The following is a 13,080-nucleotide window of genomic DNA, read 5'->3' on the forward strand; positions in this document are numbered from 1 at the left end:
GGTATATAATGACCACTATCATTTGTTACTTCTTTAATAATTCCTTTTTCTATATATATTTCTCCTCCTGCTGAAATAGGTTTACCGCTAAGAAACGATGAATGATAAAACTAACTTACTTTTCTGTTTTTAGATAAATAAAGCTTTCCTTCTTCTGACATTACAAAAATTGCGTGGTTTACTTCTATTGGTTTTCCATCTCCCAAAACAGAAATACTTCCATTAGTATCAACTAAATTTCCTTTTAAATCTACAATCTTGTCGTGTTGTACAAAAACCTCTTAAGATTCTCTTTCTTTTTCGGTAAGGTATTTTACACCTTTTTCAAAATCTACTTTAGAACCGCCAGTATAAATTAAAAAACCGCCAATTTTTGGCGGTTTAAATTACTCATTATTAAAATCTGAATATTTTATGATGTAATCTTCTTTAAAATATTTATCCAACCTATAAAGAATGTCTTGATAATAGATTTTAAAATAATTATATAAAATCTCGTTAGAATATTCATAATCCGAAAATTGGGTATAATTATATTCAGGATGTTCTAATATCCATTCAAACACTTTTTTAGTTTCTAATAAAATATCAATATCAATATTTTTTAAATCATATTCTCCGGAAAGATTTTTGTAAATGTCTTTTAAAGAATGTATACTGCTAATATTTTTTCGAAACATAGCAATATTTATTTTCTGTTGTAATTTGTTATCGTTCATATTTTTTTTTATTTAAAATCCTCTGCTAAATTTAATGTCTACTTCTCGATTAGTTCCATAAATAAAGTAATTTCTAGCATTTAATTCTTCTAATGAATTGTTTTTGACCACATCCAAAGAAACTTGATAATGACCACTACCATCAGTTATCTCTTTAATAATCCCTTTTTCAATAAAAATTTCTCCAGCAACTGCTACCGGTTTACCAGCAAGGAAAGAGGAATGATGAAATTTACCTAACTCATACGTTTTTGAAATATAAATATTTCCTTTTTCTGACATTACAAATATAGCTTTATTTGATGTAAAAGGATTTTCTCCTTCAATAATTGAAACACTTCCATTAGTATCCATTAAGTTTCCTTTAACATCCACAATTTTATCGTGTTGTACAAAAACCTCGTAAGATTCTCTTTCTTTTTCGGTCAGATATTTTACACCTTTTTCAAAATCAACACTATTTCCAGAGGTATATTTATCAATTAACCTTTTTGTTTCATAACTGGTTCCGGAAGCGGGTTCTTTGTCAAAATACTTCCAGACATCATCCTCCATCTCTTCCAGCACGTCAACAAGCTTCTCTTCCTTGTAGTAATTTCTGCCTACATCTTTTATCTGCTTATAAAAAGAAGCTTTATCTCCTTTTGCAACAATACTAGAGTTGTAGACCATATTGTATTCTGTAACAACCTTATTCCCTTTGTTTACATCTCCGGACAACAGTATTACACCTTGCTCCTGCAGTTTTGTCATACGATATTGGTCAAGAGCACCGCTTGTTGCAAGCACAATTTCGTTGTTATCTGTAAGAATTTTTACAGAGTTTCTTTCAAAATTAATAAGATTCACATCTAATAAAACACCAACAATATGTGTGATAATTGTGTTTTTTAGTTTAATATTCTTAACAACTTCCGGAAGCGTCAAGAGCTTTAAACCTAATTTGTAAAAAGAGCTTATCAGTAAAACGCCACCTGTCAAAGCACCACCAACAGCATAAATACTATCCCAAGTTTTCAAAAACTCTTCTCCGCCTTCTATCTGCGAAATCTGCTCACGAAATGCCTGTATCGTAAGGTCTGCACCAGCCAAAGCAATATCTGCAATAGCCAGAAGCAGAAAATAGGGATTTCCGGTTGGCAAGGTCAAAACACCAATTACGACAGCCACCAAATCTGCTGCTATACGAATATTTTGCATCACGACTTCCCATTCTTCGGCATCTGCCAGAGCTTTGAGGTAGATGGCGGGAACAAGGTACATGACTTCTTTTTCTTCGTTTAAATCTTTAAGGTAAACCATATCCAAAGGATAGAATTCTCCGCCTTGATCCATATCTACGGTAACGGTTTCCATTGCATCTGGGTCGCCTTCTTTCGGGATAATTTTTGCTCTTTGCAGCTCATCTTTCTGCTGTTGCAAGAAGAAAGTGTCGGCATATTTTTTATTGCCTCCCTGCAAGGCTCCAAATTCCAGTATATCACTATTGATTTTATAACCTTTCCCGATGGTAAATGTTTTAGCCGTTTTTTTGCGATTTTCGTTTTGGGCACGCATAGAAAGTACCATCATTATATTCGCCAAGACCATCTTGTTGCTTATTATTTTACCGTCGTATTCGGAGTTCCTATCCAGATTATAGTAAAGTCTGTTGAGGCGGTTGGGATTTTGGCGATAATAATTAAGAATCGGAATAGGATTATCAAATGTTTTGAAAATCTGAATTACAGCAGTACTGCTATCTTTGAATATATTAGAATCGTCATCTGCTGAAAGGATTTCCAAATGGTTGAAGAAGGTTTCATTATCAATAAGTGTTGATAGATTTGATAGAATGGACTCCGGAATATTCTTATAGATAAATTTAAGGCGGGCGGCATCTGTCTCATTGCGCAATGCATTTGCAAAGTTTTTGAGGAAATAATCATAATCAGCCTTATACTCGTCTACATCTCCATAGTTTAGCAATATGTTCAAATCCCGAAATTCTTTATAATATTCGGTTTCTAAAATAAACGCCGATTCATTACTGTCTTTGTAATAGAAATGCAAGCGGTAGTAAATTTTTTCCTTTTGAAAATCTATAGTATGAGTAATCCTCGCTTCATCCCATTTTACGCCTACATTCCCAATTTTTGGATTTCTATAAACTTTTAGAGGTATTTGACCTCCTTTACTATTATTGATGCTTTTGTTTGGCGCAATTGATTTTAATTCTTTTGGATTGTATGTAAATTGATAATTCCAGAATCCACTATTGGAAAGTTTTATTTTTCCAATAAGCAAATCAAGATTAATACTCATGTGTTTCCCAATCAATGTTATCAGAAGGAGATTCAATAGCATTATTGCTTTTTTGTGAAAATACTTTTGACTGTAATTTGTTTTGGTGAAAAGTATCAGGCGTGAGCACACTATTGTAAGCCGATAATAATATCTGCTGGCTTTCGTGATCGAAATCGTCAAAGTCTTTGAAATATTCTTTGTGTTTCATTTTATTATTTTTTAATTAAAAAGGGCGGCTTAGAAAACCGCCCCTTGAAATGGATTAAACAAATGTTATTATTCTAAAGCTTTCTTAAGTTCTTCCAAAGGAAGCTCTGACACGACCTGATCGTCGTCTGTGGTCAGCAACAGAGAATCTTCATCCAGACCGATCTTAGTGACCTGCTTATCGGTTCCAGATTCTATCATTGCAGCATTTTTTACGAAATTGCTTACGGTAATGACTTCCTCCGGATTTTCGAACAATGCCGGATCTTCTTTTGTAAACGGAAGTGCTGATAATACTCTAAGACCGATACTTTCTGCCTGAAGGATTGTAAGCGATGTAGGAAGTCTTGTGATCCAAGGTTTGCCTTGTGCTTCTCCTTTCACATTCTTCATCTCATCTACAATAGATAGGTACATTGGATCTCCGATCACTGGAACTTCGCCACCATTCCACAATCTGCCGGTTGACATATAGAACTGGACTGCATCCTCGAAGCCCGGACGAACCGTAACCACGACTCTTGCCATCCCGCTTCTAAGGAAAGAACGGAAGAGCGGATCTATATTCTCCTGCTGGTACATATCATCCCAATCTTCTCTTTTGCCCCAATAATATGGGTAGTAGTTGTAGGACATAATATCCCATTCGAATGCCTGCTCCATAAACTTGGCGAGTGACGCATAATCGTCCAAGCCAATTCTGGTAACTTCAAATCCTGCAACAGTACTTCCACTGTAAAGTGTTTTTCCTAATACTTTGTTGTTTTTGGAAACACTGTCATCTACCAAATACGCAATACTATTGTGTTTCAGAACCTCTTGTTCAATTTGGCGATAGAACATTGGGTTGCCATCTTTGATATTGCTTGCTTTGGCATTTTCTTCTGCAACTTTGTTGTTATAATCTGCCAATGCGTCTTCGTAGGCTTTGATAATTGCGTTGAAAGTTTTTTGCTGCCATTGTTTTTCAGCTTCTTGAGTGAGTTTACATTTGATATTAATATTTACACTAGATGCTAAAACTCCCAATTGACAATATGAAATAGGAATTGAACCAACAAAAGCATCAATACTTGTATAAATTTCATTAAGTTCCGTATTTCCGGCTAGAACTTTAGCCGTACTAAAAAGACTATTATTAGGATCCCCCCAGTCACCTGAGTTTTTAGTAATTGCAGAAGCGGCGATTGTTTTATATCCTTCTGGTAATTCTAAATTTGTAGATTCTGCTGCTGTTTCCGAAGCGTTTCCTTTTGATTCAGGTGCAGATTTATAACTGAAACTTTTCCCAATAAAAATTTCATCTTGTGGTTTATCTTCCATTTCTACATTATAGAAACCGGACCAATACCTTACCGTGTCGTCAGAAATTTTTGAGAAATCTGCTAATGTAAAGTCTTTGGCAGTTCTAGGATCAACTGGCTTATCAATAATTCCTTTTATAGATGCTGCTGCAAGCAAATGTAGTTTGGAAGGTTGCGGGATGGCAAACTCAAACATCATTCGTTTACCATAATTCCAAACCCGGTTCTTCATCAGCTTATCTACCCATCTGTAAACGCCAACAACGTGCTGATCTCCTTTTCTGTTATCAAATCCGTGCGTGTTGTTTTCTTCGAACTCTTCGATCATTTTCTCTACACGTTCCTGATGCACTTTGGTAACTACTCTGTCCAATGCTCTTGCCGTCACTTCCTGAGCTTGAGTCACAGCCTGCCTCATACTGTCTTCTTTGGAACGGTGATTGGCGTAGCTTCCTGCTACGTTTAAAGAAAATGTATCGCCATAGCGAATCCCTGTATTTACATTTACTCCAATATCTGTATCTTCCTGAAGGATTTTTGATATTTCGGACTGCATCTCGAAACGGCTGGATGTTGTGGTATCTGTAGATCTTTCTCTTTCCGTGTCAGAAGATTTTGTATCAATGGTTTCGCTTCTTCTCAGGCGTCTTGTAGACTGGCTGCGATATTCACGAGCCATAATATTCTCAATATTGGCTACTTCGCCTTCTACATAAGCGTGGGTTGTCTGTTCTACTTTCAGATAATCTGCAATTCCCAGTCTTTTGATGCCAAAACCTTTTGGAACGAATGAATTATTGGTGCTTACTGGGGTGCTTGGATTGTTTGTGCCTCCGGTGTCTGGATTATCTCCCCCAGTGTCGGTTCCTCCTGTATCACCACCATTTGTATCACCTGGATTTTCTACCAAACTTATACTACTCTGCCCTATGAGATACCCACTTTCATTAGTATTATTTGTAAGTGCTCCGGCACGTGTTAATGTAACGCTTCCTTTATATTTTTTCCCATCAGATAATGTAAAACTAACGTTCAGCGGGAATCCATTTTTAAAACTGTTTATTGGGAGCATATTAACACCACCAAACAATTGATAAATACCATTTGTATATTGAACAATGGAATTATCACTTACCGTATTGTTCGCTACATAGTTTTCGTAAGCGTTAATAATATAAACTGATTTATCTTCAAAGGTTAACATTACACTCCATGCATCACTTCTAAATATCGTTTGTGCTGTAAAATTTTTATATTCTGTTTTTGCAACAGTTGTATTATTAATCGGAATCAAGACTCCGCCAATACTTGCATACTGTTGTTTTTCAACTTCTGTGTTTTGGTAGATGACCTCGTTTGATTCCGCTAGTTTTTCATCAACTAATTCCAGGATTTCATCAGAACTTTGGTAGTTTTCCGGGAAAACAACTTCCTGTTCTACTGTATTTATATCCATCTGAGAATTTGCACTTGATTGCTGAGATTCAATTTTTTCCCTTACCCTTTCTACAGTTTTGCCTATTAATCCGGCTAAAGATCTTAAAGCATTGTTAGAAAGTCTTTTTCTCAAATAATCCTGTTCGTTTTCAAACATGAATTCGAAATCATGGATTTTTGGTTTTTGGACTCTTTTTAATGCTAAGCTTTTTGATGCTTTGCTTGCGGTCTCTTCCAAACCAGCTTCGGCTTCCAAAAGACGCTGTTCGTATTGCTCCAGCGCAGGCTTTATCTCATTCTGATAAACTTTATAGGCTTCATCGTAGCTTTTTTGATAATTCCTTCTATATTGTTTTTGGACTCTTAAAAGATCTTTTTTCAAGTCCTCCAATTGCTGCTTTTGATATGTTGCCAAAGCTACATTCTGGCGTTTTTGCATTTCCACTACTGCCTGTGAAGACAGTGGCTGAGCAACACGAGAAGCTTTATGAGCATAATCGTCCCCTGAAATATAATCTTCTCCTCCAACTTCGCTTTCGCCTACTGTAAAATATTTAGACGATGTGGTTTCCTCTCCGTCGTCAGTTGCAGAATCTATCAACAAATAAGCTGGGATTACGGCTTTTGCAGCTACAATCTCTTTTTGCTTTTCTATTCTCTTTATGTCATCAGTCTCATCAGTGAAGAAACTGTGATTCTCTGCATAATGAATTGTTTGCAGCATGTGCATCAAAAGCTCTTTGACATAGAAATCTTCCTGTACAAAAACTTGATAGATCAAGCTATCCCATAATTTTTTTCTTTTGTCTAGGATAGTATCTTTTGCCGCAGCTATTTCATTCGATGAAATATCTCCATTTGCAATAAGATTTTCACTCGCAGTGTATAAATTTTCTAAATCAGCTTTTATTGATTGTTCGCTTCTGTAAAATTTACTAAGGTCTATACCGCCAGATTTGATTTTTTCTGTAAGGAAATCAATTTTTGACTTTAGAAGTTCCGGTTTCCAATCCTTCAAGAGCTTGTCGAATTCACCTTTATAATCCTCTTTTCTGAAGATAAATTTTAGGTTGCCATCTTTCTTCGCAAGCTGAGGATTTCTCATGCTTACAAATCTGAATAATGTCTGTGTAGCTGCATTTGCTACTGCTTTTGTGTTTGGATCTACCGGATTAATTGCCTCCGGATTTGTGTTGTCTTGTGTTGTCATTTTTGTTTGTTGTTTTAAACGTTAATGGATTTTTTAATAATTTTTGGACATAATTTTGGCCGTTTCAATACTTTACACATTGAAAATCAAGCAATTGTTTTCTTTATAAAATTGTTTGTTATTTAACAGAAGATAACAATAGAAACGCCCTGAGTGTGGTAATAATTTTGTTTTAAATTATCTTATTTGGCAGAATGCTGACGCCTTTTTGCTTTAAACTGTCAAATGCAGAATTAGAATTTTGGGTTCTTGTTTTTATATTAATGCCATCAAGATATAATCTTTTGTTGCCGCTCCAGGTAATATCTGAATTTGCCATATCAATAAGAATCTGGTCCACCTGTCCGGAAGTTAAATTATGCCCTGAGCTTCTCAGGTAAAGTTCACTAACTGTCTTCCCGTTCCAATTGTGACTGGTATATGTATTTATGGAGGCATTTCCACTAAGACTAATATATGCAAGCTTAGTATCAGCTAAAGAACCAAAGTCTCCTATAATAGTATTTTTACCTGCAATACTTAGATAACTTAGTTTTTGGGATGTAATGCCATTTACATTTCCTGTAATACTATTTTGACCACCAATAGTAATTGCTTCAAGATTTTTGGAATCAGTCAACGTATTTATATTGCCACTTATAATAGTATCTCCAAGGATAGAAAAGTTTGAAATATTTGAAGGTAAATCAACAATGTTACCTCTAAATCTGTTTTTACCGCTAATAGATAGACTTGTATAAGTCATTGGGATATCCTTAATATCTCCATACAACTCATTATTACCGAAAATAATTGCTGTTCTAAAATGTGGCAGATATTTAATGTCTCCCGAAATAGAATTGATTCCAGATATTTCAATATTAGTTCCAGAAGATGATAATTCCACTGTATCGATACTTCCACCAATCGTGTTTTTTCCATTAATAAGAAGGCTTGCCAAATTAGGATTTTTTAATAAGCCTATATTTCCTGTAATAGTATTTTCGCCACCTATCAAAAGGCTGGTAATATGGCCAGAAATATCCTGCACATTGCCATAAATTTTGTTTTTTCCACCAATGCTCCAACTTTTATTCAGAGATTTTGATATTGCGAGCTCTCCAATATTGCCTGTGATTTCATTTTTCCCACTGGCTGCAAAGTAGGTAAGATTAGGAAGACTTACGTTTCCGATGTCTCCTGCAATTGTATTAGATCCGTTCACCCTAAAGTAGGTAAGAGACTGAGGAAGATTTTCTATCTTTCCATACAATGTATTGGGATTTGTATTTAAATTTATGCTTTTAAATTCCTTATTTAGATTCGCTATGTCTCCAGTGATTACACACGGTGCGCCTGGAACATAACTAGAATTGATAAATGTCAACTGCGAATCTGCGGGTAAATTATCAATATCAAATACAGCATCGGTAAGAGATGGTGTACTTCTTCCTATTGAAATTGATTTTACAGATGCTGGTAAACCTGCAGCGAAATCTCCATTGCATTTGCATTTTAATCCTGTGCTGTTCCATCCTATGCTTTCAACTTTTGGAAATTGTTGAAAAAATCCGGGTGTAATCACATAATTGCTTTTTGCAGCTTCAGGCACGCCATTGTCATAAAGATGTACTTCTTTTATAAGCGTTAGGGCGCCATGCTTTGCCCATATCTTTACTTCGCCAGTAAATGGCGTACTGTAATTATGTCGGACACTTTCCCCAGCGTAAGTTTCCACAATGCCGTCTCCCCAATCTACACACCATGGGCCAGTACAAATAATTTGCAATGCACAAGTCGGACTCTCCACCATTGGCAATATTGCTTTCTGGCGATGGATTCCTAAGTAATTGATGGATGGACTATACATTGTAAATATAAATTAATACGCTATTTCCGTTTTTACAAATCATAGCTCTGCTACCGATCCTGCCATATAACACAGAAGTGCCATCCACTTCGGTTTTTATCATTCCAGGTCCTACTGCAAATGTGATAGTACCATTTCCCAACTTTACATAGGTAGCAATAAAATTTTCTTCCGCATTGGAGTTAATCGTGTAAATGATGTTGTTTGCGCCATTATTTACCAGTACATTTTTGCCATTCTGAGAATAGCCTTTGCCATCTTTTGTTGTATTGTCAATCCCCGATGGCGCATTAATCACAACTTGTGGCGACTCATCCTTGTGCCAGTAAGAATCCATCCAGTCCGAAAAGTCAGTTTGACCTGGCGTGTCGTTGGTTTCAAATTTTTCTTTTAAATAACTAAGGTCTCGTTGCATTTTGTTAAAATTTTTAAAGTGTTAATAATTAATATTCTCGTTATAATCTTCCCGGAAGAAGTTTTCTATCTCGTCCAGATTATACTCGTAATCCAGATCTTCGTTTTCTATATCCTCCCACCGGATGCTGTAATCCTGAGAAGATTTTTCAGTGTTTTCTAATGTGTTTTCCATATTTAGTATTTTGTACTTGGTTGTATTTTTATCCGATTTTTACAAAAAATTTGTGATTTTCAAACATAATTCGGGCTGTTCAATATTTTTATTTTATTGAATAATAATTAGTTATATAAGAATCGGAAATTTCTTAAAAAGGTTTTATTTCGTTGAAGCTCAGTTCGTTTTGCAAAAACATCTGACCTCGGAAAGCAAATATTTGATAATATCTATCCATTTTTCTGTGTTTTTTTGATGTAGCAAATCTAATTTCGGGAGACGCCAAAACTCGTCGTGTTATAAATTATTTCAATTTTATTTTTCATTATTTGTGTTTTCATTTCTCTTTTTCTATAAACCAAAGATATCTTGCGAAAGCGACAGAACTAGTCGTGTTAAATTTTATTCTTAATTAATTTATCAGCAATCTGATTCAGCAATTCATCGTTCTCTTCCACGTAGCACAAACCGGCTTGTATAAGGGCTTCCAGGTTTTTCTTTTTTACATTATCCATTTCCGGAGAAGCGGTTTTGAGGGAAGGATTGATTCTGTAATAATTCTTCTGATTTCGTTTCCCAAGAGTCATAAACATTTGGTCCAGCTGGTAATCCACCGTCTCGGCGTTGGCAGACAGCAGAATATCTATAATTGGACTTACCCAAGCCAATTTCCCAACGTTTTTATATTTCCTAAGTGGATAGCTTTTCATTTCTGTTCCGGTTCCAATTGAGACAAGTATCATATCATTCACACTTGGGTAATTTGGTTTGAAGGGGTTTTGAAGGATCTTTGCAAAGGGCATTTTCCTTGCTTCAGCATATGCGCACAAAGCAGGATTATTCGCAAACATTCCACCATCTATGAGACTGAAAAACTGTTCGTATTTTGATTTGATTTGAACCGGTGCGAAGTAAGTTGGTGCCGCAGAAGTTGCCCTACAAACATCCTTGACCAGAAAATTCTGCTGACTTTGTTGCGCATTGACTGTATTGAGCAATTTTGCCTTTCTGTTTTCAATATCATAGCTGGTGATGAGTGATGGTTTGATAAAATCTTTGAGTTCCAGATCGCCGAAAAAATCTTTGAGCTGTCTTTCCAGACTATCCTGAGAAATCTTTTCGCCAAATAATCCAAACGGATTCACAAGACTTTCCCAAAGTGACACATTGAAAATATCTTCGCCTTTTTCGGTATAAAGTTCAAATGCTTTTTTGATAGAATATCTGGCTTTTTTGTTTTCGTCTGGAAATAGTAAAACAGAGGCGAGAATCCCTCCCGTACTGCTTCCCGCGATCATATCAAAGTAATCTCCGAGTTTTGCATCCGGATGATCCTTTTGTTGTAGAAGTTCTTCCAGATAGCGAAGTATGATGCAGGAAATAATCCCTCTGATTCCACCGCCATCCAAAGAAAGTATGGTTATCTTTTTCATTTTTCTTTTGCTTTAATATGTTGTGATTTGATATTACAAAAGTAAATTTGGGTGGCGACAGAACTTGACGTATAAAATTATATGTGATTAAATTTTAAAATAATTTGATTTACAGTTTAGATGTTCACAAAGTAGTTCGAATTAGAGCAAAAAATATTTTTATTTCATACACTAGTCAAATCAGTGATGGAATGAGCGGATTGAAAAATGTGAGATTGAAATAGTGATCAGAATATTGGCATAAAATAGTTTGAAAAAAACTTAGTATTATTCGAGAGTGATGAAAGTTTGTTATATAAAATCGTAAATATTTTCATCTTTTGTATAAATAATGAGTTTAAAAAGTATCGTTTCGGAAAATTGTTGTAATTTAGTGGAAATCAAATATTTAATTATTATGGGAAGAGGAGACCAAAAATCTACCAAAGGAAAAATCGCGCGAGGAAGTTATGGAAAATCCAGACTTAGAAAAGCCTCGAAACCTGTAGTAGTGGCGGAAAAGCCAGCAAAAGAAAAAGCAGAACCAAAGCCGAAAGCAACGAAAGCGAAGGCTGAAAAACCAAAGGAAACTGACGAAAAATAAAAAATCGGGCTCGTAAATTTTACGGGCCCGATTTGTATTTGTAGTGTAATCTTTTATTTTCCGAAAAGTCCGCCTAACAATCCACCAAGTCCGCCTTGCTGAGATTGTTTTTGTTGACCTCCACCTAGAACACTTCCAAGAATGTCGCCTAATCCTCCTCCGGAAGATTGTGTTGCACCACCGAGTACGCTTCCTAAAATGTCACTCAAAGGATTGTTGGATGCCTGCGCTTCCTGAGCCGATCCGCCAAGAATTCCGCCAAGCAAATCACCCAATCCACCGCCAGAAGTGACGTTGTTAGCTTGCTTTTGCTGACCGATGTAACCCATAATCACGGGCGCCAACATTGCCAAGATTGGTCCAATCTTGTCCATAGAAATTCCTGTGTTTTGAGAAAGTTGGTTTTCCACGGTTGCCTTTTCGCCTCCGAAGATGTGACTTAGGATGGAGTCGCCTTCTTGCTCTCTGTCGAGTGCTTGTGCAGGATTGTTTAAGATGCTTCCGTCGTGGTGTTTGTCGAGGGTTGCATTTAGTTTGTCTGCTTCGTCAGCGTTTTCTGATTTTTTCTTCAAATAGCTGATGACCAACGGCGCGGCAACTATCAAAAGTGCGATGATTTGATTTTTGCTGATTCCGAATTTGTTCTCAGCTTGTTCTGCAACCTGGTTGCCTGTACTTCCTGTAATAAGGTCTAATAAACCCATAATTTATGTTTTTAATGTTGAAACCAAAGATAAAAATTATTACAGATATTTTAAATTAAATGAGATTAATTTTTGAAAATCGGAACATTACTACAAGCTTCCCCAAACATCAAAGATTTCACCAGCGGTTTCAGTTGTTCCACCAATTCCACGTACGCATTGTTTGGAATCGATTCGTCGCTACAACCCTTTACCAGAACACGTTTGTCTCTCAGTTCGGAGAAATCGTAGGTTTGAATCGCATTGTGCATTAGCAAAACTTCCAAATCCTCACGGTTTCCAAAAACCACTTTTTTCGCAGGGTCTGTAACTTTGGACGTAATTAGAAAATATGCCCACAACGGAATAATCACATCCTCAGAGCAATAGATGTAAACATAAGCATCTCTATAAACCTCTGCATCGATGTTCGCAATTTTTTCACGGAAGTCTTTTTCCTTCAAAATCATCCCTTCCCAAAGGAAATCCTTGATGTCGATTCCCAATCTTTTCCCCTTCGGATACAGGTCGGTAATATCAAAATTCACCAATCCGCTATTTGCAACCTTATTCTTAATTTCAAATTCTTCTGACATTTTTCAAATTTTAATAATTTTTAGGAGCTTAATCCCGCTATCCGCTATATCTTTTTTTGCCGAAGCTTTTCCCCAAGCAAAAAAAGGATGTCGCTACTATCGGGGCTATGGGTTTTGTTTTCCAATCAAATTTTGTCAACAATTCCACTTTCCCAATTCTAATAAACCAAAATGATTTATTTTTGTTCAAAGTTAAGAATTT

11 protein-coding genes are annotated in these 13,080 nt (G+C 35.9%); 1 reads left to right on the top strand and 10 read right to left on the bottom strand.

Annotated features, from left to right (window positions below; all coding sequences use genetic code 11):
• Window positions 1–386: 386 nt before the first annotated feature.
• The 8 genes from PQ459_04845 to PQ459_04880 all read right to left on the bottom strand — a co-directional run bounded on the left by PQ459_04845 (window position 387) and on the right by PQ459_04880 (window position 11,016).
• Window positions 387–719, bottom strand: coding sequence for a hypothetical protein (locus PQ459_04845; GenBank protein WDF47807.1), 333 nt, complete (start codon window positions 717–719; stop codon window positions 387–389).
• A 12-nt stretch (window positions 720–731) separates the two neighbouring features.
• Complete coding sequence (locus tag PQ459_04850; GenBank protein ID WDF47808.1) at window positions 732–3,023, bottom strand: hypothetical protein; 2,292 nt, start codon at window positions 3,021–3,023, stop codon at window positions 732–734.
• Entirely contained in the window at window positions 3,013–3,213 is a 201-nt protein-coding gene (locus PQ459_04855; protein WDF47809.1) for a hypothetical protein, read from the bottom strand. Before PQ459_04855 ends, PQ459_04850 begins: the two co-directional genes overlap by 11 nt.
• Before the next feature lie 68 nt (window positions 3,214–3,281).
• The gene (locus tag PQ459_04860; GenBank protein WDF47810.1) at window positions 3,282–7,163 is read right to left on the bottom strand and encodes a hypothetical protein; all 3,882 of its coding nucleotides are present in this window, start codon (window positions 7,161–7,163) and stop codon (window positions 3,282–3,284) included.
• Window positions 7,164–7,335: 172 nt separating this feature from the next.
• Window positions 7,336–9,012: a hypothetical protein gene (locus PQ459_04865; protein WDF47811.1), complete on the bottom strand. Its 1,677-nt coding sequence runs from the start codon at window positions 9,010–9,012 to the stop codon at window positions 7,336–7,338.
• Window positions 9,005–9,427 (bottom strand): hypothetical protein, encoded by a 423-nt coding sequence (locus tag PQ459_04870; protein WDF47812.1) that lies wholly within the window; start codon window positions 9,425–9,427, stop codon window positions 9,005–9,007. Before PQ459_04870 ends, PQ459_04865 begins: the two co-directional genes overlap by 8 nt.
• A gap of 21 nt (window positions 9,428–9,448) precedes the next feature.
• The gene (locus tag PQ459_04875) at window positions 9,449–9,601 is read right to left on the bottom strand and encodes a hypothetical protein (protein ID WDF47813.1); all 153 of its coding nucleotides are present in this window, start codon (window positions 9,599–9,601) and stop codon (window positions 9,449–9,451) included.
• 377 nt (window positions 9,602–9,978) lie between these two features.
• Window positions 9,979–11,016: a patatin-like phospholipase family protein gene (locus PQ459_04880; protein ID WDF47814.1), complete on the bottom strand. Its 1,038-nt coding sequence runs from the start codon at window positions 11,014–11,016 to the stop codon at window positions 9,979–9,981.
• Between the two features lie 331 nt (window positions 11,017–11,347).
• Here PQ459_04880 and PQ459_04885 point away from each other — a divergent pair, with 331 nt between their 5' ends.
• A complete protein-coding gene (locus tag PQ459_04885; GenBank protein WDF47815.1) occupies window positions 11,348–11,599 on the top strand; it encodes a 30S ribosomal protein THX in 252 nt (83 codons plus the stop codon).
• Between the two features lie 53 nt (window positions 11,600–11,652).
• On the opposite strand, the gene PQ459_04890 is transcribed toward PQ459_04885, so the two are convergent.
• Both PQ459_04890 and PQ459_04895 read right to left on the bottom strand, forming a co-directional pair.
• On the bottom strand, window positions 11,653–12,303 hold the full coding sequence (locus tag PQ459_04890; protein ID WDF47816.1) for a DUF937 domain-containing protein: 651 nt from the start codon (window positions 12,301–12,303) through the stop codon (window positions 11,653–11,655).
• A gap of 65 nt (window positions 12,304–12,368) precedes the next feature.
• A complete protein-coding gene (locus PQ459_04895) occupies window positions 12,369–12,878 on the bottom strand; it encodes a DUF2480 family protein (GenBank protein ID WDF47817.1) in 510 nt (169 codons plus the stop codon).
• Between the last annotated feature and the right edge of the window lie 202 nt (window positions 12,879–13,080).

This window comes from Chryseobacterium sp. KACC 21268 (assembly GCA_028736075.1).
In the GTDB taxonomy this organism is placed as follows: domain Bacteria; phylum Bacteroidota; class Bacteroidia; order Flavobacteriales; family Weeksellaceae; genus Epilithonimonas.